The 22,609-nt window shown below is 63.0% G+C and carries 18 protein-coding genes; 15 read left to right on the top strand and 3 right to left on the bottom strand.

Annotated features, from left to right (window positions below; translation table 11 throughout):
- Positions 1 to 69 precede the first annotated feature (69 nt).
- The 12 genes from ACYG97_RS17455 to ACYG97_RS17510 all read left to right on the top strand — a co-directional run bounded on the left by ACYG97_RS17455 (position 70) and on the right by ACYG97_RS17510 (position 14,362).
- Complete coding sequence (locus ACYG97_RS17455) at positions 70 to 1,908, top strand: M3 family oligoendopeptidase (protein ID WP_023733476.1); 1,839 nt, start codon at positions 70 to 72, stop codon at positions 1,906 to 1,908.
- A gap of 411 nt (positions 1,909 to 2,319) precedes the next feature.
- Positions 2,320 to 3,036 (top strand): protein in NADH-ubiquinone oxidoreductase complex, encoded by a 717-nt coding sequence (locus ACYG97_RS17460; RefSeq protein ID WP_023733477.1) that lies wholly within the window; start codon positions 2,320 to 2,322, stop codon positions 3,034 to 3,036.
- 156 nt (positions 3,037 to 3,192) lie between these two features.
- Positions 3,193 to 4,338 (top strand): aminodeoxychorismate synthase component I, encoded by a 1,146-nt coding sequence (locus tag ACYG97_RS17465; RefSeq protein ID WP_023733478.1) that lies wholly within the window; start codon positions 3,193 to 3,195, stop codon positions 4,336 to 4,338.
- A complete protein-coding gene (locus tag ACYG97_RS17470) occupies positions 4,287 to 4,949 on the top strand; it encodes an aminotransferase class IV family protein (RefSeq protein WP_031245950.1) in 663 nt (220 codons plus the stop codon). The genes ACYG97_RS17465 and ACYG97_RS17470 overlap by 52 nt, the downstream gene beginning before the upstream one ends.
- 52 nt (positions 4,950 to 5,001) lie before the next feature.
- On the top strand, positions 5,002 to 5,925 hold the full coding sequence (locus tag ACYG97_RS17475) for a heme-dependent oxidative N-demethylase family protein (RefSeq protein WP_023733480.1): 924 nt from the start codon (positions 5,002 to 5,004) through the stop codon (positions 5,923 to 5,925).
- Positions 5,926 to 5,927: 2 nt separating this feature from the next.
- The gene (locus ACYG97_RS17480; RefSeq protein WP_023733481.1) at positions 5,928 to 7,166 is read left to right on the top strand and encodes a hypothetical protein; all 1,239 of its coding nucleotides are present in this window, start codon (positions 5,928 to 5,930) and stop codon (positions 7,164 to 7,166) included.
- A gap of 127 nt (positions 7,167 to 7,293) precedes the next feature.
- The gene (locus tag ACYG97_RS17485; RefSeq protein ID WP_023691759.1) at positions 7,294 to 8,739 is read left to right on the top strand and encodes a homospermidine synthase; all 1,446 of its coding nucleotides are present in this window, start codon (positions 7,294 to 7,296) and stop codon (positions 8,737 to 8,739) included.
- Positions 8,740 to 8,927: 188 nt separating this feature from the next.
- Positions 8,928 to 9,305 (top strand): hypothetical protein, encoded by a 378-nt coding sequence (locus ACYG97_RS17490; protein WP_023671949.1) that lies wholly within the window; start codon positions 8,928 to 8,930, stop codon positions 9,303 to 9,305.
- Positions 9,306 to 9,502: 197 nt separating this feature from the next.
- Positions 9,503 to 11,530, top strand: a complete 2,028-nt coding sequence (locus ACYG97_RS17495; RefSeq protein WP_023733482.1) for a bifunctional metallophosphatase/5'-nucleotidase — start codon at positions 9,503 to 9,505, stop codon at positions 11,528 to 11,530.
- Between the two features lie 156 nt (positions 11,531 to 11,686).
- Positions 11,687 to 12,751, top strand: a complete 1,065-nt coding sequence (gene hemH / locus ACYG97_RS17500) for a ferrochelatase (RefSeq protein ID WP_023683248.1) — start codon at positions 11,687 to 11,689, stop codon at positions 12,749 to 12,751.
- Positions 12,752 to 12,909: 158 nt separating this feature from the next.
- Positions 12,910 to 13,860 (top strand): SPFH domain-containing protein, encoded by a 951-nt coding sequence (locus ACYG97_RS17505; protein ID WP_023695711.1) that lies wholly within the window; start codon positions 12,910 to 12,912, stop codon positions 13,858 to 13,860.
- Positions 13,861 to 13,897: 37 nt separating this feature from the next.
- Positions 13,898 to 14,362, top strand: coding sequence for an NfeD family protein (locus ACYG97_RS17510; protein WP_023671953.1), 465 nt, complete (start codon positions 13,898 to 13,900; stop codon positions 14,360 to 14,362).
- Between the two features lie 86 nt (positions 14,363 to 14,448).
- On the opposite strand, the gene ACYG97_RS17515 is transcribed toward ACYG97_RS17510, so the two are convergent.
- A complete protein-coding gene (locus tag ACYG97_RS17515; protein ID WP_023704013.1) occupies positions 14,449 to 15,444 on the bottom strand; it encodes a KpsF/GutQ family sugar-phosphate isomerase in 996 nt (331 codons plus the stop codon).
- A gap of 150 nt (positions 15,445 to 15,594) precedes the next feature.
- Here ACYG97_RS17515 and ACYG97_RS17520 point away from each other — a divergent pair, with 150 nt between their 5' ends.
- Complete coding sequence (locus ACYG97_RS17520; protein WP_031262117.1) at positions 15,595 to 17,379, top strand: outer membrane beta-barrel protein; 1,785 nt, start codon at positions 15,595 to 15,597, stop codon at positions 17,377 to 17,379.
- On the opposite strand, the gene galU is transcribed toward ACYG97_RS17520, so the two are convergent.
- Positions 17,380 to 18,285 (bottom strand): UTP--glucose-1-phosphate uridylyltransferase GalU, encoded by a 906-nt coding sequence (gene galU / locus ACYG97_RS17525; protein WP_023671956.1) that lies wholly within the window; start codon positions 18,283 to 18,285, stop codon positions 17,380 to 17,382.
- Between the two features lie 207 nt (positions 18,286 to 18,492).
- On the opposite strand from galU, the gene ACYG97_RS17530 reads away from it, so the two are divergent.
- Both ACYG97_RS17530 and ACYG97_RS17535 read left to right on the top strand, forming a co-directional pair.
- The gene (locus ACYG97_RS17530; protein ID WP_023714036.1) at positions 18,493 to 19,716 is read left to right on the top strand and encodes a lytic murein transglycosylase; all 1,224 of its coding nucleotides are present in this window, start codon (positions 18,493 to 18,495) and stop codon (positions 19,714 to 19,716) included.
- Positions 19,717 to 19,819: 103 nt separating this feature from the next.
- Positions 19,820 to 21,025 carry an SGNH/GDSL hydrolase family protein gene (locus ACYG97_RS17535; RefSeq protein WP_023710940.1) on the top strand — a complete coding sequence of 402 codons (1,206 nt, stop codon included), beginning with the start codon at positions 19,820 to 19,822 and terminating at the stop codon, positions 21,023 to 21,025.
- On the opposite strand, the gene ACYG97_RS17540 is transcribed toward ACYG97_RS17535, so the two are convergent.
- Positions 21,022 to 22,476: a glutamate synthase subunit beta gene (locus ACYG97_RS17540; protein WP_023671207.1), complete on the bottom strand. Its 1,455-nt coding sequence runs from the start codon at positions 22,474 to 22,476 to the stop codon at positions 21,022 to 21,024. The genes ACYG97_RS17535 and ACYG97_RS17540 overlap by 4 nt on opposite strands.
- Positions 22,477 to 22,609: the final 133 nt, after the last annotated feature.

The raw sequence follows: 22,609 nt of genomic DNA on the forward strand, positions 1-22,609 counted from the left end.
CCCGGTGAACGAATTCCTTAGGATTTGACCGGCTTGTCCTTTCCCCTTGATTCCAGAAGGTAATTGTTGATGAGCAGGATTCTCGGTCGGCAGCTTGCGGCGGTAGCGTCCGGTCAGGGCGCGGCGGAACTCGGCGACCTGCCGGAATGGAATCTCGCCGATCTTTATTCCGGCATGGAGGCGCCCGAACTGAAGCGCGACCTTGCCAAGGCGGCGGCCGATGCCGTCGCCTTCGAGAACCGCTGGAAGGGCACACTGGCTGCGGAGGCCGGGCGCGGCAGCGCCGGCAGGCTTGGCGAGGCGCTGACAGCCTATGAGGCGCTGGAGGAACTGATCGGCCGCATCGTCTCCTATGCCGGCTTGATCTATGCCGGCAACACCGCCGATCCGCAACGCGCAAAGCTCTATGGCGACATCCAGGAGAAGATGACCGACGCCAGCGCGCATCTTTTGTTCTTCGCGCTGGAGCTGAACCTGATCGACGACAAGGCGCTCGAAGCAGCCCTCGCCGCCGACGCCGGCTTTGCCCATTACCGCCCCTGGGTGCTCGACCTCAGAATGGACAAACCCTACCAGCTCGAGGACCGGGTCGAGCAGCTGTTCCATGAGAAGTCGATCACCGGACGCGGTGCCTGGAACCGGCTGTTCGACGAGACGATGACCGATCTGCGCTTCGACATAGACGGCGAGGAACTGACGCTGGAGCCGGCGCTGAACCGCCTCCAGGACGCCGATGGGGAGGTCCGCCGCCGCGCCTCCGAAGCGCTGGCCGCAACCTTCCGCAAGCGCCTGCGCACCTTCACGCTGATCACCAACACGCTGGCCAAGGACAAGGAGATTTCCGACCGCTGGCGCGGCTTTGAGGACATCGCCGATTCACGCCATCTCGCCAACCGTGTCGAGCGCAGCGTGGTCGATGCGCTGGCGTCGGCCGTGCGCGAAGCCTATCCGCGCCTGTCGCATCGCTACTACAAGATGAAGGCGCGCTGGCTCGGCATGGAGGTGATGAACCACTGGGACCGCAACGCCCCCTTGCCCGAGACGCCGCAGGCCGTGATCCCTTGGGACGACGCCAGGAACACCGTGCTGTCGGCCTATCAGCGCTTTTCCCCCGATATGGCGGAGATCGCCCGCGTCTTCTTCGACCGCAACTGGATCGACGCGCCGGTCAGGCCCGGCAAGTCGCCCGGCGCCTTCGCCCATCCGACCGTGCCTTCGGCGCACCCTTACGTGCTGCTAAACTACATGGGCAAGCCGCGCGATGTGATGACGCTGGCGCATGAACTCGGCCACGGCGTGCATCAGGTGCTGGCCGGCGGCCAGGGCGCCCTGATGGCTTCGACGCCGCTGACTTTGGCCGAGACGGCCTCGGTTTTCGGCGAGATGCTGACCTTCCGTTCGCTGCTCGACCAGACCACCGACAAGCGCGAGCGCAAGGCGATGCTCGCCCAGAAGGTCGAGGACATGATCAACACGGTCGTGCGCCAGATCGCCTTCTACGAGTTCGAACGCAAGGTGCATGCAGAGCGCAAGAACGGCGAACTGACCTCCGACAAGCTCGGCCAGTTCTGGCTCGAGGTGCAGGCCGAAAGCCTGGGGCCGGCGATCAAGCTGCGCGAGGGCTATGAGGTCTTCTGGACCTACATCCCGCACTTCGTCCACTCCCCCTTCTACGTCTACGCCTATGCCTTTGGCGACTGCCTGGTGAACTCGCTCTACGCGGTCTACCAGAACGCCGAGCATGGCTTCCAGGACAAGTATTTCGAGATGCTGCGCGCTGGTGGCACCAAGCATCACTCCGAACTTCTCGCCCCCTTCGGCCTCGACGCCACCGACCCCGCCTTCTGGCAGATCGGGCTTGGCGTGATCGGCGGCCTGATCGACGAGTTGGAAGCGCTCGACAGTTAATGCGCGCACCCATTGGACCGATGGCGCAGAGTGGCAGGTTCAGCAGCGGCCTCGACTTTGCAGGATCGCAGAACAGTTTAGCCGGAATGCATGTGACGGCAGCTCTGTTCTTGTTCTAAATATCTGTTCTTGAATAACTCTCCGGCGAAAATTCCGTTAGCTTTCCCGAAGCCGTATGATAGCTTTCCGACTGAAGCTCAGCCGGGCGCGCGGCTTAAGGCCGGACAGCATCCCGGCCCATGGCAGCGGTCTGACGAATGCGACAGCGACGGTTGGCAATGGCGGAAAGCCGAACGCCGACACTCGACGACAGACCGGCTGTTCCCTGAGCCGCCGAACCACATTGGATGATCCGATCTGCCAAGGTCATGACTTGGGACGGCGGCGGACGGATCCGACTGGAGAGAGACGATGACCTTCTTTTACATTGTCCTGGCGTTCCTTGTAGGTGTGTTGGTTGGCTGGTTTATCTGGGGCCGGCTGCGCGGCGAACTCGACAGCCTGCGCGGCGATCTCGACCGCACCCGCAGCGAGCGTGACAGACTGCGCGCCGACGCCGATCGCCTGACTGGCGAACTCGACGCCTGCGGCAAGACCCGCGCCGATCTCGAACGCCGGCTGCGTGAAACATCAGCTCCATCCGCCAAGCCTTCAAGTTCGGCGCCGGCCGCGCTGGTATCGACAGCGGCAACGGCCAAGTCCGCCCCGGCCGCGAAACCGACCCCCGCCAAACCCGCCGCGGCCAAACCAGCTGCGGCCAAATCCGCGGCCGCAAAACCAGCGGCCAGCAAACCTGCCGCCGCCAAGGCCGCTCCCAACGCCGCGGCTTCAAAGCCCGCCGCCGTCCCGAAGAAGGCCGCCCCGGCAGCTGGAAAGGCCGACAATCTGCGCCGCCTGATCGGTATCGGCCCGGTCAACGACAAACTGCTCAAGGGCCTTGGCGTCACGACCTACGCGCAGATCGCCGGCTGGACCGCGGCCGACGTCAAGCGCATCGAGGACACGCTGAATTTCGACGGCCGCATCGCTCGCGAAAAGTGGGTCGAGCAGGCCAAGCTGCTTGCCGCCGGCGACGAAAAGGAGTTCGCACGCCAATTCCCGAGCGCCGGGACCGCCAACAACAGCTGATCTGTCATCGGCAACATAACCAGAAGGCGGCGCTCTCGGGCGCCGTCTTGCATTCGCCACTGTCTTTGCGCCCTGCGACGCCGCTCCCTCGATTGCACGCCGCCCGGCCCCCATATAGAGCGGTTCTGGCGTCATCGACCGCAGTACCCGAGCCCCATGCCCCTGCCCTCTGCCATTTTCCGCAACGATGAAAGCGGCCGTCAGTTGGTCTTCGACCACCCGGCCCACATCATCATTGCCTATGATGCCAAGGATTTTCTGCCGGCGCTGGCGGCTGCGCAGGCGGCGAGCGATGCCGGCAAATGGCTGGCCGGCTATTTCTCCTACGAAGCGGGCTATCTGCTCGAACCGAAACTCGTGCCGCTGCTGCCTGAAGGCCGGCGCGCGCCATTGGTTTGTCTGGGTGTCTTCGATGCCCCGGCCGAAGAGGCCGTGCCGCGCAACGATGCGCCGGCCACCAATGGCCCCATCTTCGACGCCAGGGCCAGTTGGTCCGCTCAGGACTACGCCCAACGCTTCGCGCGCCTTCACGACCACATCCGCAAGGGCGATTGCTACCAAGGCAACCTGACCTTTCCGGTCCGTGCCCAATGGTCGGGCGATCCGCTTGCTGCCTTCGACGCACTGACAGGACGCCAGCCGGTCAAGTATGGCGCGCTGATTTCGCTCGGCGATCCCATCGTCTTGTCGCGTTCGCCCGAGCTGTTCTTCGCGATCGATGCCGAAGGCATGATCGAAACCCATCCGATGAAGGGTACCGCACCGCGCGGCGCGACCAAGGCCGAGGACGCGCGGTTGAAGTCCTTCTTGCGCAACGACGAAAAGAACCAGGCCGAGAACCGGATGATCGTCGATCTCCTGCGCAACGACATCTCCCTGATCAGCGAGATCGGCACGCTGGAAGTGCCGGAACTGTTCCGCATCGAGAGCTACCCGACCGTCCATCAGATGGTGAGCCGTGTGCGGGCGAAGCTTCTGCCTTGTCTCGGCATCCGCCAAATCTTTGGCGCGCTGTTTCCCTGTGGCTCGATTACCGGCGCACCGAAAATCCGCGCCATGGAAATCCTGCACGAGCTGGAAGAGACACCGCGCGACGTCTATTGCGGCGCCATCGGCTGGATCGCGCCTGGCGGCATGATGCGCTTTTCGGTGGCGATCCGCACTATATCGCTCTTTTCCAGTGGCGAGGCCGTTTACAATGTCGGCGGCGGCGTCGTCTTCGATTCGACGGCGCAAGAGGAGTATCAGGAGTGTCTGCTGAAGGCGCGCTTCGCGACGGGGACACCGCCGATTTCGAGCTGATCGAGACGATGCGCTGGGAGCCCGGCCAGGGCTTTCTGCGCTTCGAACGCCATCTCGCGCGCCTTTACGGCTCGGCGGAAGAACTCGGCTTTGCCTGCGATCCGCAGCGGATCGGCGAGGTGCTGGCGAATACTATCGGGGCGCAGCAGACGGCGCTGCGCACCCGGCTCGTCCTGCAGCGCAATGGCGAAGTGACCGCCTCGGTCCAGGCCTATGAGCCGTTCGCCGCCGACAAGGTCTGGCGGCTGCAGCTGGCACGGGTGCGGCTCTCCTCGGCCGACACGCTGCTGCGCCACAAGACCGGCCGGCGGCAAGTCTACACTCACGCCCGCTCCGAATATCTGATCACCCAGGCCGACGAAGTGTTGCTCGCAAATGAGCGCAGTGAAATCTGCGAAGGCACCATCACCAACGTCTTCGCCGATTTCGGTGATGGCATGCTGATGACACCCAGGCTCGACTGCGGCCTGCTGCCTGGCGTATTGCGCGCCGAGCTGCTGGACGAAGGCCGCGCCCAGGAGGCGATCTACAGCTATGACGAGTTGAAATCCGCCAAAACACTGTTCGTCGGCAATTCTCTGCGCGGCTTGATCCCGGCAACATTGGCCTGATACGAAGCGGCTGCGAGAATAACAGCGGGCATTGGACACTTTCTAGCGAAGCATGAATTCTCCTCAGCCCACGCACACGCCCTATGATGGCTCCTCAAAGCTCTTCACCATCGGGCTGAAGCCGCTCGAGCTCGACAAATGGATCGAGGTCGACCGGTATCTCTTCGACCATCTCGCCGAAAAGCGCCGGCTGTATGCCGAAATTCCCGACAAGGTGTTTGTCGAGGAAGACGGCACGCGCGACGCCCAGCGCGAAGTGCGCGGCCTCATCGAAGCACATCTGCTGTCGACATTTCCCGGGATGTACCGGCGCACCAATGCCGGGGTTGAGGTCATTGGCGCCAAAGCCGACTCTGACGCCACCATCCCCGATGCCCCGCTGGTCGCAGCGTCGCTGCTCGTCCAGGAAGACCTGATCCTGATGCGCCGTGACGACACCGGCTGGCGGCTCGCCGCCGGCTCGCTGTGTTTCCCGTCATCCTGGTCGCTGGTCGAGAAATTCGGCCGGCCGCTGCAGCAGATCCACGCACCGGTGCCCGGCTTCGGTCCGGGCACCAGGCCGGCCGAGCTCATCAACCGCATGTTCGACGGCCTGCAGGGTCAGGCTGTCGAACGCTTCAACTGGTCGATCCAGGCCGGCGACGCGCTCTATCATCCGCTCTCCAATGTCGAGCGCATCGACCGTGCCACCAACCGCCCCTCGCGATTTCCCGACGGCGACGTAAACGCCCACGCCTTCATCCGCGTCGAGCGCCAGACGCTGCGCAAACTGTCCGTCTCGCGCGACATCCTGTTCACCATCCGCATCCATCTCGACCCGTTGAAAGTGCTGGCGCGGCATCCCGACCGGGCATCGCTTGCCGCATCTTTCGCGGCGCAATTGCAGGCGCTGGATGAGGCTCAACTCGACTATAAGGGGATGACGTCAGACCGTGACAGGCTGGTGCAACGCCTGCAAGCCATGACGCTGGAGTGACGATGATCCGAAAAATCCTGGAGCAAGCCGTATTGCTCGGTGCATTGCTGGCGTTGCCGGCAACGGCGCTCGCCGACCCCGTCACCTATGCCGGCAAGCTCGGCAACATCGACATCGTCGTCGAGTTTACAGGCGATCCGGCGACGGCTGGAGAGGCACTGGCGGCGCGCTATTTCTACCGCTCCAAGGGCGTCGATATTCCTCTGCAGGCGAAGTCGAGCAAGGGCGCCACCTTTCAATTGGCCGAGGAAGAAGCCTGCGACGCCAAGAAGTGCGGCGACGGCCAGGCTCCACCCATCGGCGCCATCTGGCGGTTGAGTTCCGCCGACAAGGGCAAGACGCTGGAAGGCACCTGGACGGCCAAAAAGACCCTGCCGCTGAAGCTGACAAGGATCGCCAGCCGTGCCCAGACGGAGACGCCGGCGACGACGCCACGCGATCTCTATGATTTCACCGACATCACATTCTCGGGCGACGATGCGCCGATCACCATGGCGGCATCGCCCTACGACTATCTCAAGCTGGATTTCGCGCCCAAGGCAGACGCCAAGGAAGGTTGGCCGGATGCAGCCTACAACTATGTCACCGATCCGCGCACCAAATTCGCCAGGCCGCGCATCGTCGATCTCGCCGGCAGTGCGCCGATCGAAGCCGCCAATGCCTTGCTGCAGAACCGCCATTGGCATGACAGCCTCAGCGCCTTGACGTGCGCGGCGCTGCAATATGCCGGTTTCCACGACGGGCCGCCGATGGAGGGCATGGATGACGATTCGCTTGGCGGCTATGAAGACACGACGTCCAAAGTGACGTCATTGACGCCGAAGCTGATGAGCTGGTCGGAATCCGGCAGCCTCTATTGCGGCGGTGCGCATCCGAACAACTATTCCGACGCCTATGTCATGGACGTACGCCGTGGCGCCTTGCTTACCCTTCACGACATGTTTTCCGATACGGTCGAGGGCAAGCCAGGCCCCTCGCTGGCCACCTTCGTCAAGGAGAAGCGCAAGAAGCCAAGCGACCAGACCGAGGTGGATTACGAGGCCGAATGCGGCATCGACGATTTGATCAGCGACTATCTCGGCGCCAGCCTGAAACGCGATGGCGACAGGCAGGTTCTGGTCTTCGGGCTGCAAGGTTTGCCCAACGTCATCCAGGCTTGCGGCGACGATCTCGTTGAAATCCCGGTCTCCGAAGCACAAGCGCTGTTCACACCGGAATTCGCGAAACTGCTCGAACCGTAGGCGCATCTGCGCCGTCGGGAACTAACCTTATCCCTGCTTTTCGCTTTATTGTGACAATGATCTATGGTTTGTCGCGCGGCGGTCGAACGGCCGTTTTGGCGCGTTGCTTTAAGGAGTGCTCGATAAAATGGCGAATGAAAACTGGCCCGTTTACGGTGAAATCACCGGCCCTGTCGTGATGATCGGCTTTGGTTCGATCGGACGGGGAACGCTGCCTCTGATCGAGCGCCATTTCAAATTCGACAAGTCGCGCATGACGGTCATTGACCCGCTCGACACCGACCGCAAGCTGCTCGACGAGCGCGGCATCGCCTTCGTGCAGGAGCACGTGACCGAGAAAAACTACAAGAAACTGCTGACGCCGCTTTTGACCAATGGTGGCGGCCAGGGCTTTTGCATCAATCTGTCGGTCGATACCGGCTCGGTCGACCTGATGCGGCTCTGCCGCAAGCTCGGCGTGCTCTACATCGACACCGTCGTCGAGCCGTGGCTCGGCTTCTATTTCGACGCCAAGGCCGACAATGCCAGCCGCACCAACTACGCGCTGCGCGAAGCCTTGATCAAGGAGAAGCACGACAAGCCCGGCGGCGCTACCGCGGTTTCGACCTGTGGCGCCAATCCGGGCATGGTCTCGTGGTTCGTCAAGCAGGCGCTGCTGAACCTTGCCGGCGACCTCGGCCTCGAGTTTTCCGAACCCGCGCAGGACGACCGTGACGGCTGGGCGAAGCTGATGAAGAAGGCCGGCGTCAAGGGCATCCACATCGCCGAGCGCGACACCCAGCGCACCAAGAAGCCGAAGCCGATGAACGTGTTCTGGAACACCTGGTCGGTCGAAGGTTTCATCTCGGAAGGGCTGCAGCCGGCCGAGCTCGGCTGGGGCACGCATGAGAGATGGATGCCGAAGAACGGCAAGGAGCACAAGCATGGCTCCAAGGCCGCGATCTATCTCGAACAGCCCGGCGCCAACACCCGCGTGCGCTCCTGGTGCCCGACGCCGGGCGCGCAATACGGTTTCCTGGTGACGCATAATGAGGCGATCTCGATCGCCGACTTCTTCACCGTGCGCGGTAAGAAGGGCAAGGTCCAATACCGCCCGACCTGCCACTATGCCTATCACCCCTGCAACGACGCCGTGTTGTCACTCCACGAAATGTTCGGCGCTGCCGGCAAGCCGCAGCCGGTCCACCATGTGCTCGACGAAAACGAGCTGGTCGACGGCGTCGACGAGCTTGGCGTGCTGCTCTACGGCCATGCCAAGAACGCCTACTGGTACGGTTCGCAGCTGTCGCTGGCCGAAGCCCGCAAGCTGGCGCCCTACCAGAACGCTACCGGCATGCAGGTCACCTCGGCCGTGCTCGCCGGCATGGTCTGGGCGCTGGAAAACCCGGAAGCCGGCATCGTCGAGGCCGACGAGATGGACTACAAGCGCTGCCTGGAAGTGCAGTCCCAGTATCTCGGACCGGTCAAGGGCTACTACACCGACTGGACGCCGCTCGATAACCGTCCGGGCCTGTTTCCCGAAGACCTCGACAAAAGCGACCCGTGGCAATTCCGCAACATCCTCGTTCGATAGCGGTTCCATACCCCTGCCTCACTGCCTTGCAATCGCCCGGAAATCGGGCGATTGAAGGGATGCGGACGAGAGCAGTGTGCATCCATTTGGACGCACGAGGGACGGCTCTGGAAACTTGAGGCCACGCACATCGTGTTCCCCAAAACGTCGTTTGACGATTGGGCCGATGCGTCAGGAGAGGATTTGATATGACGATTGCGCGCAAAATTCTTTCTGCGGGAGCGGCGGGCGTTCTTGCGACGATGCTTGCCGCCTGCACCACCGGCGGCTCCGACGGGCCACCGATCTCATCGCAGGCGCGAGGCGTCGAAGGCTCATGGCTGAACGCCGAAGGCAAGGCGGTCTCGACATTGAACGGCGGCGTCTTCACCACCGTTTCGGCGGAGACCGGTGAGAAATTCGCTGACGGCAGCTACACCAAGACCGGCGCCACCTCGGTCGAGATCAACGGAACCTCGCTGATCCGGCAGCAGCCAATCGCTTTCAACTGCCTGCTGGTGTCCATAAACCAGCTGAATTGCACCAGCTCCGCCGGGCAGAACTTCGTGCTGACCAGGCGCGGCTGAACCTTTCCCATGCGGCTTTGCGGATGGCGGCGCCGCGATGCCGCCGCCTCTTTTATGCCGGCAAACCGATGCCGGTTATCCGCCCTGATTCTTCTTGCATCGCCACAACCGCGATGTGAACATACCCGAAATGCTGGCTGTTATCCTGCAGTCGGGCAAGAGCGTTAAACGCCTTTGATCATATCCGGGAGACGAAGATGAAGAAGCTCGCCGCCATTGCCGCCCTCTCTGCCTCGACACTCGGCCTGTCGGCCGCACCATCCTTTGCCGACTACACGTTGAACATCCTGCATTTCAACGATTGGCACAGCCGCATCGAAGGCAACAACAAATACGAGTCGACCTGCTCGGCCGAGGAAGAGACCAAGGGTGAGTGCATCGGCGGCGCCGGCCGGCTGGTCACCGCGATCGCACAGGAGCGCAAGAAGCTCGAAGGCCAGAACGTGCTGCTGCTCAATGCCGGCGACAGCTTTCAGGGATCGCTGTTCTACATCACCTACAAGGGCACGGCGGAGGAGGAATTCCTCAATCAGATCAAGCCCGACGCGGTGACGCTCGGCAACCACGAATTCGACGATGGCGAGAGCGCGCTGGTGCCTTATCTCGACAAGGCGAAGTTCCCGATCGTCAGCGCCAATGTCGTGCCCAACGACAAGTCCGGCGCCGCAGGCAAGATCAAGCCGTCGATTGTGCTTGAGGTCGGCGGCCAGAAGATCGGCATTGTCGGCGCCGTGACCAACGACACGCCGGAACTCGCCTCTCCCGGCCCCAACATTACCATCGAGGACGACGTCAAGTCGATCACCGCCGAGGTCGAGAAGCTGAAGGCGCAAGGCGTCAACAAGATCATTGCCGTCACCCATATCGGCTACAGGCGCGAGCGCGATGTCATCGCCAAGATCCCGGGCATCGATGTGGTGGTCGGCGGCCACAGCCATTCGCTTCTGTCCAACACCGACCCGAAGGCTGAAGGCCCCTACCCGACGATGGTCGACAACCCCGACGGCTCCAAGGTGCCTGTGGTGCAGGCCGCGTCCTATTCGAAATATCTCGGCGAATTCAAGGTCGTGTTCGACGACAATGGCAACGTCAAGGAAGCCAGCGGCGACCCGATCTTCCTCGACAAGTCGATCACTCCCGATCCGGCCGTTCTTGCCCGCATCAAGGAGCTTGGCGCGCCGATCGAGGCGCTGAAGAACAAGGAAGTGGCCGAGACCACCGAGGCCATCGACGGCAGCCGCGAAAGCTGCCGCACCAAGGAATGCGCGATGGGCAACCTCGTCTCCGACGCCATCCTCGACCGCGTCAAGGGACAGGGCGTCGAGATCGTCGTCTCGAATGGCGGCGGCCTGCGTGCTTCGATCGACAAGGGCACCGTCACCATGGGCGAGGTGCTGACGGTGCTGCCGTTCCAGAACACGCTGGCGACCTTCCAGATTTCAGGCAAGGATCTGGTTGCCGGGCTGGAAAACGGCGTCAGCCAGGTCGAGGACGGCGGCGGCCGCTTCCCGCAGGTGGCAGGTCTCAAATACTCCTTCGACAAGTCGGTCGCGCCCAATGCCGGCCGAGTCAAGTCGGTCGAGGTGATGCAGAACGGTGCCTGGGCGCCGATCAATCCGGACAAGGACTATCTGGTCGCCACCAACAATTACGTCCGCCAGGGCGGCGACGGCTACAAGGTCTTCGCCGAGAAGGCCAAGAACGCCTATGATTACGGCCCGGGCCTCGAACAGGTGGTCGCCGACTATCTCGCCGCGCACCGGCCCTATCCGCCCAAGCTCGACGGCCGCATCACCGAGGTTGCCGCAACCGTAGCGGCTGCCCCGGCCGCCGAGCCGGCAAAACCAGCCGAACCGGCACCTGCTCCAGCGGAACCGGCAAAACCGGCCGAGGCTGCACCGGCGGAGCCGGCGATGCCCGCATTGCCGGCAGGCTCCGGCGACATCACCACCACGCCGCCGACTGTCCCGGCGGAAACCGCCCCGGCAACGCCGGCTCCGGCCGAACCGGCAAAACCGGCCGAAGCCGCACCTGCTCCGGCAAAGCCGGCTGACGCCGCCCCGGCCGAAGCCAGCCATGTCATCGTCGCCGGCGATACCTATTGGGATCTCGCCAAAAAGGCCTACGGCGACGGCGCCAAGTGGAAGGTGATCTCCGAGGCCAACAAAGGCTACGAACCACGCCGGCTTCCTGTCGGCGCGACCTTGACCATTCCGGCGAAGTAACCTCGCTTCGCACTTGCGACCAGCAAAACGCGTCCGGGTAACCGGACGGGTTTTTGGCTTTCAAGGTAAGGTGCGGCCAGACGCAGCATTGAAAACTCGCGCCGCATCGCTAGTTTCGCCCGACATCGTCGGTTTTCGCGGTGTCGGGAGACCTTCATGACGCTTTCCACGCCTGTCGACCCCAAAGCCGCGAAAGCGCTCGACCCGCTACCGGCCGGACATCCGCCGGTAAAGGCAGGCAAGATCGGCGTCATGTTGGTCAATCTCGGCACGCCGGACGGCACCGATTTCAAGCCGATGTGGCGCTATCTCCGCGAATTCCTGTCCGATCCGCGGGTCATCGAGCTCAACAAGGCGATCTGGTATCCGATCCTCTACGGCTTGGTGCTGACCACGAGACCGAACAAGTCCGGCGCCAATTACGCCAGGATATGGAACCGCGAGAGGAACGAGTCGCCGCTGCGCACCTACACCCGGGCGCAGGGCGAAAAGCTGGCCGCAGCGCTCATCGACCTACCCGATGTCGTGGTCGACTGGGCGATGCGCTACGGCAACCCCTCGACCGCGAGCGTCGCGCAAAGGCTGGTCGAGCAAGGCTGCGACCGCATCCTGTCGTTCCCACTCTACCCGCAATACTCCGCGACCACCACCGCGACCGCCAACGACCAGCTGTTTCGCGCCTTGATGAAGATGCGCCGCGCGCCTGCCGTGCGCAGTGTTCCGCCCTACTATGACGAGCCGGTCTACATCGAGGCGCTCGCCCATTCGATCGAACGGCATCTGGCAACGCTAGACTTCGAGCCCGAGGTGGTCATCACCTCCTATCACGGCATCCCGAAGCCCTATTTCGAGAAGGGCGATCCCTATCACTGCCACTGCCAGAAGACGACACGGCTGTTGCGTGAACGACTGGGGTGGGATGAAAAGAAGCTGATCATCACCTTCCAGTCGCGCTTCGGCGCCCAGGAATGGCTGCAGCCCTACACCGACAAGACGGTCGAGAAACTGGCGAAGGACGGCGTGAAATCGATCGCCATCGTCAACCCAGGCTTTTCCGTCGACTGCATCGAGACGCTGGACGAAATCGGCCGCGAGGCGGCCGAGACCTTCCATCACGCCGGCGGCGAGAAATTCGCCCACATCCCGTGCCTCAACGACAGTGCAGAAGGCATGGCGGTGATCGAGGCGATGGTGCGGCGCGAGCTGTCGGGCTGGGTCTGAGGCCGCCACGTTGCGGCGATCGATCGCCGCAGTTGCGCTATTCCATGCACTAATAATCAACGATCACCTGATTGTAACATTATTGAAACACACCTAAGTGTTTGGTGAAGTCGGTTGCATGGAATCAACGCCATGGCCGGCATCTGAGGGAGATTCAAATGGACTTCAGTGGTTTCGGTATTGCGATTGGTGCGCTTGCCTTTCTGGTATTGGTGCTTCTTATCAAAGGCATCCGGACAATCCCGCAAGGCTATAATTATACGGTGGAGCGCTTTGGTCGTTACACCAAAACACTAAGCCCCGGCCTCAACCTCATCGTGCCGTTCGTCGACCGAATCGGCGCCAAGATGAACATGATGGAGCAGGTGCTCGACGTTCCGAGCCAGGAAATCATCACGCGCGACAACGCCATTGTCGGCGTCGACGGCATCGCCTTCTACCAGATCCTCAATGCGGCGCAGGCCGCCTACCAGGTCGCCGGCCTGGAGAACGCCATTCTCAATTTGACGATGACCAACATCCGTACCGTCATGGGCTCGATGGACCTCGACGAATTGCTGTCGAACCGCGACGCCATCAACGAGCGCCTGCTGCGCGTCGTCGACGAAGCGGCGCATCCGTGGGGCATCAAGATCACCCGCGTCGAGATCAAGGATATCAATCCGCCGGCCAACCTCATCGAATCGATGGGTCGTCAGATGACGGCTGAACGTAACAAGCGTGCGCAGATCCTCGCCGCCGAAGGCCTCAAGCAGTCGCAGATCCTCGAGGCCGAAGGCCGCAAGGAAGCCGCCTTCCGCGACGCCGAGGCACGCGAACGCTCGGCCGAGGCCGAAGCGCGAGCCACCCAGGTTGTATCGGAAGCCATCTCCAAGGGCGACGTGCAGGCACTCAACTACTTCGTGGCGCTCAAATACACCGAAGCGATGGGCAAGATCGGTACCGCCAACAACAGCAAGGTCGTGCTGATGCCGATGGAAGCCTCGGCGCTGATCGGCACGCTCGGCGGCATAAGCGAGATCGCCAGGGAGGTGTTCCGCAGCGAAGGCACCGCCGGCGCCGCCAGGCAGGCCGCCCGCCCTCCGGTGGTTCGCCCAGGCGAGAATTGAGGCTAGCTGAGAACTGAGATCATAGGAGCGCACTCCCATGTTCGACCGCATCATTTCCGAACTTGGTCCGTGGAACTGGATGGTTCTGGGCTTCGTCCTCCTGGTGATGGAGGTCATCGCGCCAGGAATATTCATGCTGTGGATCGGCATCGCCGCATTGGTGATCGGTGTGATTTCCCTGCTCGTCTGGGACGCAAGCTTCTGGGCCTGGGAAGTCCAGGTCCTCGCCTTCCTGGCCCTGTCGCTGGTCTCGGCCTTTGCCGGAAAGAAGCTGGTTGGTGGGCGTAATACTCCTAGCGACCAGCCGCTGCTCAACCGGCGCGGCGCGCAGTTGGTCGGCAGGATGGCAACGCTGGCCGAGCCGATCAAGGACGGTCGCGGCCGCATCAAACTCGGCGACACACTGTGGCGCGTCTCCGGTCCCGACCTGCCGGCCGGCACGCAGGTGCGCGTCGTCAGTTCGGCCGACACCGATCTGGAACTGACCGTCGAGGCAGTATGACATTTCGAAAGCGCATGGCGCTTTCGATCCGGAAAATCAGGCCGCGTCGCCTGGGCTTCCCGAACGCGACGCGTCCTTTGATTTTTTCAGGCGGCGCCGATGCGCAGCAGGTCGTGCAGATGAACCAGTCCCACGAGCCGCCTGCCTTCGACCACCATCAGGCTCGTAATGGCCGAATTGTTGATAATCTGCAGCGCCGTCGCCACCAGCGTGTCCGGTGTGGCCGTCTTCGGCTTTTTCGTCATCACCTGATCGACGCTCATTTCCATGAGATTGCTGCCGATGTGACGCCTGATGTCGCCATCGGTGATGATGCCCACCAACGCGCCATCCGCCGTCGCGATCGCCACGCAGCCGAAGCCCTTGTTCGACAATTCGAGGATCGCCTCGCGCATGCCCGTGCCGGAAGCCACCAGCGGCAGCCTTTCGCCGACATGCATGATCTCGTGGATCTGCGTGAGGTTGGCGCCGAGCTGGCCGCCGGGGTGGAACGTGCGGAAATGGTCGGGCGTGAAGCCGCGCGCTTCGAGCAGCGCTATGGCCAGCGCATCGCCGACCACCAGTTGCAGCAGGGTCGACGTCGTCGGCGCCAGACCGTGCGGGCAGGCTTCCGGCGCGGACGGCAGGAGCACCACCACGTCGGCCGCGCGCGCCAGCGCCGAGGCCGCGCCCGCAGTAATCGCAATCAGCGGGATCGAGAAGCGCCTGGAATAGGCGACGATGCCCATCAATTCTTTGCTCTCGCCGGACCATGACATGGCGATGATGGCATCGTCTCTGGCGATCATGCCAAGGTCGCCATGATTGGCCTCCGCCGGATGGACGAAGAAGGCTGGCGTGCCGGTCGAAGCCAGACTAGCCGCGATCTTAGTGCCGATATGGCCGCTTTTGCCGACGCCGGTGACTATGACGCGGCCATTGATGCGCGACACCATGTCGACGGCGCGGGCGAAAGGTTCGGCCAGTTCGTTCTCCAGCGCGGCGGCCAATGCCGCCACGCCGGCCTGTTCCGTGGCTACCGTTCTCAGCGCCGAGGCGACCGAAGCCTCCAAAGGCTTCTTTTCTGGGGATCCCGCATGCATGGCTGATGCGATTAGCGCTTTGCCGTTCGCCTGTCCAACAGAATTGCCGTCCAGCCATGTCGTACAGGCACACCTTCAACCCTCCGTTAACCATCCCCGTTTACGGTTCGGTAAGTATGGCGCGCTTGCGCCGCGCAAGCAGTGGTGACGATGTCGCGGGCCCAGCCTCAAGAGAAAAAAGGTCGAACGGGCAGAGCCTTTTGCGCTCTGCTTCTGGCGACGAGCGTGCTCGCTTTGCTGCGGCCAACTGCGCTTCATGCCCAGGAGACCGAGCTGCGCGGCGAAGTTTCGGAATCGGCGATCCTGTCCGACCAGCAGCGCCGGGCCAGGCAATTGACCAAGGCCAACACGCAGGTCAAGCCCGCCCCTGCCGACACCGCCCCCACGGGAAACACGCCAACCGCTTATGTGCCGGCCAGCGATGGCGCCTTGCCTGACGACACCGACCCGTCACAGGCCGGCGCAAACAGCATTTTCGACCCGCCGGCGACCATCGACGATTCGTTCACCGACAAGCCGCCAACCGTCCAGCCACGCCGTCCGTCGACGGCAAAGCAACGCGCCGCCGCGGATGCAGACAAGGCCAAGGACAAAACCAAGGCTGCCGACAAGAAGAAGCCTGGCAAAGCCACGGACCAGACCACCACCGGAACGACCCCGGACGGCACTGCGGCAGGCGACGCCGATCAGGACACAGCTAACCGCCGTGTCCTCACCGTCGACGGCGTCGACCGACGAAAGCTCGACCCCGGCGCCGAGCGCACCGACGCCATCGAGGGCCAGAAGAAGAAGCTCGAGGACGACCCGTACGCGGCAACCGGCATCAAGGTCGGCTCGTTCCTGCTGCGGCCGACGCTCGAGCAGGGCGTTGCCGTCACGTCGAACGCCGATTCCAGCGCTGGCGGCAAGTCGGCGGTGCTGTCCGAAACGGCGCTGCGTTTCTCCGCCGCCTCCGATTGGCGCGAGAATTCGGCGGTCATCGACGGCTACGGCAATTTCCGCAACACCATTTCGGGCCAGAAGATCAATGAGGCACGCGGCCGTATCCAAGGCACGTACAATGTCGACCTCGACAATGAACTGCGCGCCATCGCCAAGCTCGGCTACGAGATTGCGCCGGAATCGGCCTCCGCGCCCGACGCCATTGCCGGCGTCAAATCGCAGCCGATCCGCCAGACGGTCGACGGCAGCCTCGGCGTCGAGAAGGACGTTGGCAAGATGCGCTTTGCGCTGACCGGCGCAGTCTCCCGCGACATCTATGGCGATGCCGAACTTACCGATGGCACCTCGCTGTCGCAGAAGGACCAGGACAACACGCTCTATACCGCAACGTTGCGGACCGGCTATGAAATTTCCCCGGCTCTGACGCCCTTTGCCGAGATTGAGCTCGGCCGCCGGGTATATGACCAACGGGTCGACAACAAGGGCTTCGAGCGCTCTTCGACCCGGCTTGGCGCACGCGCCGGTATCGAAGTCGACATGGGCGAGAAGCTCAAAGGTGAGTTCTCGGCCGGCTGGCTGCGGGAAGCGATCGACGACAAGAACCTGGAGGCGATTTCGGGAGCCACCATCAATGCCGACCTCAAATGGTCGCCCGAGCGCGGCACCATCATCGGCCTCACCGGGCGAACCACGGTCGAAGGCACAACGAATGCCGGTGAGAGCGGCGACATCCTCTATTCCGGCCGCCTCACCGGCGAGCGGCAGATCCGCGCCGACCTGACCGGCAACGCAGCCCTTGGGCTCGACTGGCGCAATTACACCGGCTCCGACGGCCATGACATGACGCTGAGTGCAGAGGCCGGGCTGACCTGGTGGCTGAACCGCTATGTCGGCCTCACCAGCCGCGCCCGCACCGAAAAGCTGACCAGCAATCTGCCCGGGCGCAACTACACCGCCAACAGCATCTATTTGGGGCTGAAGCTGCAGCGGTAGCTAAAAAGCAGCGCCGCGACGCTCGGACGGCTTCATCTCATCGAGCAGCGTGCGGATGACGCCGGCCATGTTCTCGTTCATGTCGCTGCGCCACAGCGCGAAGGCGACATTGGCCTCGACGAAGCCTTCCGGCGAGCCGCAATCGAAGGTGCGGCCCTGAAAGTGGTAGCCAAAGAAGGGCTGCTGCTTTTCCAGCTTCAGCATCGCGTCGGTGAGCTGGATCTCGTTGCCGGCGCCCTTTTCCTGGCTTTCGAGGATCTTGAAAATCTCGGGCTGCAGGATGTAGCGGCCGTTGATGTAGAGATTGGACGGCGCGGTGCCGGTCTTCGGCTTTTCGACCATCTCGGTGATGCGGAAGCCGTGATGCGTGTCCTCGCCGCGGCCGACAATGCCATATTTGTGGGTCTCGGCCGGATCGCATTCCTGCACGGCGATGATGTTGTTGCCCGTCTCCTCGTAGAGCTCGACCATGGCCTTCGTGCAGCTCTTCTCCGACTGCATGATCATGTCGGGCAGCAACAGCGCGAAGGGTTCGTCGCCGACCAGTTCGCGGGCGCACCAGACGGCGTGGCCGAGCCCCATCGGCACCTGCTGGCGGGTGAACGAGGTCTGCCCCGGCGCCGGCTGCAGCCGCTGCAAGCGGGCCAGCTGATCGTCCTTGCCGCGCTGTGCCAGCGTATCATAGAGCTCGAACTGGATATCGAAATGGTCTTCTATGACCGCCTTGTTGCGGCCGGTGACGAAGATGAAATGTTCGATGCCGGCCTCGCGCGCCTCATCGACGACATACTGGATGACCGGCCGGTCGACGACGGTCAGCATCTCCTTGGGAATGGCCTTGGTGGCCGGGAGAAACCGTGTGCCGAGACCGGCGACCGGGAAAACTGCCTTGCGAACTCGCTTCATGCGTCAATTATCCGTTTGAGGGCGTGCCCGGCAATCCCGCCTCGCGACATTTTCGCGCCGGAATTGTGGATTATCGGGCCATTGAGGGAAACATCAACCGGTAAAGCATCCAGGTGTCTTTTCGTTCCAGGCGCCGCCTATGGTAAACCAATTGCTAACCCGGTTCGGCGATGAATGGTCTTTCCTGAGATAGAGAAAGGGGAAAATATGTCCGTTCGCAGTGCCGCAAAACTCTTTACCAGCGTGCTGACGGCGGCCAGCCTCTCGCTCGCCTTGCTGATGCCGGCCGGACCGGCCTTCGCCGATGCCGGGTTTCGGCAATGGGTCGCCGGCTTCCGCGCCACCGCCGTGGCGGGCGGCGTTTCCGGCGCGGTCTACGACCGGGCGTTCCGGGGCATCAATGAACCCGACCCGGTGGTGCTGGAAAAGGCACGCACCCAGCCCGAATTCACCGCACCTGCCTGGGACTATTTCGACAACCGCGTCCACGACCAGTCCGTTGCCGTCGGCCAGCAGATGGCCAGGAAATGGAAGCCGTGGCTGGAACGGATCGAGGCGAGGTTCGGCGTCGACCGCTACATCCTGCTCGCCATCTGGTCGATGGAATCGAATTATGGCGAGATCCTCAAGCGCGACGACATCATGCGCAATGTCATCCGCTCGCTGGCAACCCTCGCCTATGGCGACCCGAAGCGTTCGAAATTCGCCCGCACCCAATTGGTCGCCGCGCTGAAAATCCTGCAGACCGGCGACATCGACGAAAGCCACCTGATGGGCTCCTGGGCCGGCGCCATGGGCCAGACCCAGTTCATCCCGACCAGCTACCAGCATTATGCCGTCGACATGGACGGCAACGGCAAGCGCGACATCTGGAATTCGATCCCCGATGCGTTGGCGACATCAGCCAATCTGCTGAAGAAGAATGGCTGGCAGGGCGGCAAGACCTGGGGCTACGAGGTCACCATTCCGGCGGGCAAACTGCCGGCCGGCTCGAAGACATTGGCGCAGTGGCAGGCGCTCGGCGTCGCCAGGGCCAATGGCAAGCCGTTCAAGAACGCAACCGACAAGGCGACGCTGAAAGTGCCGGACGGCCGCGGCGGACCGGCCTTCCTGATGATCAAGAACTTCTCCGTCATCAAGGCCTACAACAACGCCGACAAATATGCCCTGGCCGTCGGCCTTCTTGCCGACGAAATCGCCGGTTCTAATGGTCTGGTGCAGGACTGGAAGCGGCCTTTCACCAAACTGTCCTTCGAGGAAAGGCAGGAGTTGCAGAAGCGGCTTTCGCAGCACGGACTTTACGACGGCAAGTTCGACGGCAAGATCGGTGACGGCACGAAAACCGCCATCATGACCTATCAGGCAACGGTCGGCTTGACCCAGGACGGGTATCCGAGCATGGAAGTGCTCAAATGGCTCAGAAAGAAATAGAGCCATCGGCAGCGCCGCGCATTGCGGCGCTCAAGGGATGCCGTAGCATTGATGTGTGCATGATCCGCTGCGAGGGCCATGCACCAAGGGATGGAGAGGGTGCTTGGTTTCGGCAGCGCGTATCCGTGTGATCGTTTTCCGCTTGCCGATCCTCGTTCTGGCCATCGTTGTCCTGGCGACGGGACTCGCCGGCAGTTTCCACACACCGGCTTTGGCGCAGGAACAACCGCAGAACCGCGGCTGGTCGCTGCGCGACCTTCTGTTCCCGCGCCGCAGCGAACGCATCGAGCCGCCGCTCGACGTCCGCAAGGCAAAGCCGAAGGTCAAGAAGAAGCCCCGTGCACCCGTTGAACCTTCCGCTCCGATTGTCGAGAAGACACCGGATGCCCGCGTCGTTCTGGTGATCGGCGATTTCATGGCCAACGGCCTGGCCGAAGGCCTCGAAACAGCCTTTGCCGACAATGCCAACGTCAGGATCGTCGAGCGCGCCAACGGTTCTTCGGGTTTCGTGCGCGATGATGTCTACAATTGGCCCGAACAGGTCAAATCGCTGGTCGAGACCGAAAAACCCTCCGTGGTCGTCGTCATGCTCGGCTCCAACGACCGCCAGCAGATGCGCGTCAACGATGTGCGCGAGCAGCCGCGCTCCGAGAACTGGACCAAGGAATACGAACGCCGGACCGAAGCCTTGGGAAAGGCACTGGCGGCGACCAAGGTGCCTTATCTGTGGGTCGGCATGCCAGCCTTCAAGACGCCGAAGATGACCTCCGACATGCTCGCATTCAACGACATCTACCACTCGGCTGCCGAGAAGAACGGCGGCGAATTCGTCGATGTCTGGGATGGGTTCGTCGACGAGAACGGCGCCTTTGTCTCGACCGGCCCCGACATTAACGGCCAGGCCGTGCGGCTGCGCTCCGACGACGGCATCAACGTCTCGAAAGCCGGCAAGCGAAAGCTCGCCTTCTACACCGAAAAGCCGCTGGCCAAGATCCTCGGCCTGGCAGCGCCGGGAAGCGTGGTGACGGCTGCCGCACCGGCCGGCGCCCCGGTCGAGGCGCCGTCGCTGCCCGCCGCCCCGATCGTGGTCGACCGCACCGTTCCAATGCTGCTCAACGATCCGGCGCTCGACGGCGGTACCGAACTTCTCGGTGCGGCGGCGGCGCCGAAAGCCAATCCGGATCTGCCCGGCGAAAAACTAATCCTCGAAGGCAAGGCGCCCGAGGCCTCGCCCGGCCGCGCCGACGACTTCTCGTGGCCGCCCAAGGCCGCTGCCGCGACGGATACGACGACGGCGATCAACCGTTAACGGGGGAGTACCGTCGACCCCATCAGCGCTTCATCGATCGAGCGCGCGGCCTGGCGGCCTTCGCGGATCGCCCACACAACCAGCGACTGGCCGCGGCGCACATCACCTGCGGCGTAGAGCTTGTCGACGCTGGTCTTGTAGTCGCGATCGTTGGCTTCGACATTGCGGGAACGGCGGCTGTCGGTGGTGATTTTCATCTCACCGTCCAGCTCTTTCGCGACGCCGGCGGCAGCCGGTCCGGCAAAGCCGATGGCGATGAAGGCGAGGTCTGCACGGATGACGAATTCGGTGCCGGCGATCGGCTTGCGCTTCTCGTCGACTTCGCAGCATTTGACGCCGGTCAGTTGGCCGTCCTCGCCGATGAATTCGAGCGTCGCCACCTGGAATTCGCGCTCCGCACCTTCGGCCTGTGAGGACGAGGTGCGCATCTTGGTCGCCCAGTAAGGCCAGACCGAAAGCTTGTCTTCCTTCTCCGGCGGCTGCGGGCGGATGTCGAGCTGGGTGACGCGCACCGCGCCCTGGCGGAAGGCGGTGCCGACGCAGTCGGACGCGGTATCGCCGCCGCCGACGACGACGACATGCTGGCCGCCGGCGATGATCGGATGCGACGGCCAGGCCACCGACTGGATCGGCTCGCCGCCGACGCGACGGTTCTGCTGCACCAGATAGGGCATGGCGTCATAGACGCCGCCGAGATCGTCGCCCGGAATGTTGGCCGGACGCGGCGATTCCGAACCGCCGCAATAGAGCACCGCATCGTATCCGGCGAGCAACTCTGCCACCGGCTTGTCGACGCCGACATTGACGCCGCAATGGAAGGTCACGCCCTCGCCCTGCATCTGCTCGATGCGGCGGTCGATATAGTGCTTCTCGATCTTGAAGTCGGGAATGCCGTAGCGCATCAGCCCGCCGGGACGGCTCTCACGCTCATAAACGCTGACCTCGTGGCCGGCGCGGCCAAGCTGCTGCGCCGCCGCCATCCCTGCCGGGCCGGAGCCGATGACAGCGACCCGCTTGCCCGTCTTCTTCTCTGGCGGATAAGGCCGGATATGGCCGGTTTCATAAGCCTTGTCGGCGATTGCCTGTTCGACAGTCTTGATGGCAACCGGAATGTCCTCGAGGTTCAGCGTGCAGGCTTCCTCGCAGGGCGCGGGGCAGATGCGGCCGGTGAACTCGGGGAAATTGTTGGTCGAATGCAGGTTGCGGATCGCATTGTCCCAGTCGCCATTGTAGACGAGGTCGTTCCAGTCCGGGATCTGGTTGTGGATCGGGCAACCGGTCGGCCCGTGGCAGAACGGGATGCCGCAATCCATGCAGCGCGCCGCCTGTTTCTCGACCTCCTTGTCCGACATCGGCAGCGTGAATTCCCGGAAATGCCGGATGCGGTCGGAGGCCGGCTGGTACTTGTGCACCTGCCGGTCGATTTCGAGAAAGCCTGTTACCTTGCCCATAGTCCAGTTCCTGCTGTCCAGATGGTGCGGTTTTCGCACCCGTTAACCCCTTGAGGCAGCCGTGGCAACCTTGCATCCGAGGTCAAACTGTCGCTGAAAGTTCCGCCGGGAAGCCTGCGCCTCCCGGCAAGTC

The sequence above is a fragment of the Mesorhizobium sp. W067 genome, from assembly GCF_054719525.1.

What these genes read in the sequence shown, in the direction of transcription:
- hemH (WP_023683248.1), top strand. Translation starts at nt 11,687, where the DNA reads ATGACGCTTTCCACGCCTGTCGACCCCAAAGCCGCGAAAGCGCTCGAC.
- ACYG97_RS17505 (WP_023695711.1), top strand. Translation starts at nt 12,910, where the DNA reads ATGGACTTCAGTGGTTTCGGTATTGCGATTGGTGCGCTTGCCTTTCTG.
- ACYG97_RS17460 (WP_023733477.1), top strand. Translation starts at nt 2,320, where the DNA reads ATGACCTTCTTTTACATTGTCCTGGCGTTCCTTGTAGGTGTGTTGGTT.
- ACYG97_RS17480 (WP_023733481.1), top strand. Translation starts at nt 5,928, where the DNA reads ATGATCCGAAAAATCCTGGAGCAAGCCGTATTGCTCGGTGCATTGCTG.
- ACYG97_RS17455 (WP_023733476.1), top strand. Translation starts at nt 70, where the DNA reads ATGAGCAGGATTCTCGGTCGGCAGCTTGCGGCGGTAGCGTCCGGTCAG.
- ACYG97_RS17475 (WP_023733480.1), top strand. Translation starts at nt 5,002, where the DNA reads ATGAATTCTCCTCAGCCCACGCACACGCCCTATGATGGCTCCTCAAAG.
- ACYG97_RS17490 (WP_023671949.1), top strand. Translation starts at nt 8,928, where the DNA reads ATGACGATTGCGCGCAAAATTCTTTCTGCGGGAGCGGCGGGCGTTCTT.
- ACYG97_RS17540 (WP_023671207.1), bottom strand. Translation starts at nt 22,476, where the DNA reads ATGGGCAAGGTAACAGGCTTTCTCGAAATCGACCGGCAGGTGCACAAG.
- ACYG97_RS17530 (WP_023714036.1), top strand. Translation starts at nt 18,493, where the DNA reads ATGTCCGTTCGCAGTGCCGCAAAACTCTTTACCAGCGTGCTGACGGCG.
- ACYG97_RS17520 (WP_031262117.1), top strand. Translation starts at nt 15,595, where the DNA reads ATGTCGCGGGCCCAGCCTCAAGAGAAAAAAGGTCGAACGGGCAGAGCC.
- ACYG97_RS17495 (WP_023733482.1), top strand. Translation starts at nt 9,503, where the DNA reads ATGAAGAAGCTCGCCGCCATTGCCGCCCTCTCTGCCTCGACACTCGGC.
- ACYG97_RS17485 (WP_023691759.1), top strand. Translation starts at nt 7,294, where the DNA reads ATGGCGAATGAAAACTGGCCCGTTTACGGTGAAATCACCGGCCCTGTC.
- ACYG97_RS17510 (WP_023671953.1), top strand. Translation starts at nt 13,898, where the DNA reads ATGTTCGACCGCATCATTTCCGAACTTGGTCCGTGGAACTGGATGGTT.
- galU (WP_023671956.1), bottom strand. Translation starts at nt 18,285, where the DNA reads ATGAAGCGAGTTCGCAAGGCAGTTTTCCCGGTCGCCGGTCTCGGCACA.
- ACYG97_RS17465 (WP_023733478.1), top strand. Translation starts at nt 3,193, where the DNA reads ATGCCCCTGCCCTCTGCCATTTTCCGCAACGATGAAAGCGGCCGTCAG.
- ACYG97_RS17515 (WP_023704013.1), bottom strand. Translation starts at nt 15,444, where the DNA reads ATGCATGCGGGATCCCCAGAAAAGAAGCCTTTGGAGGCTTCGGTCGCC.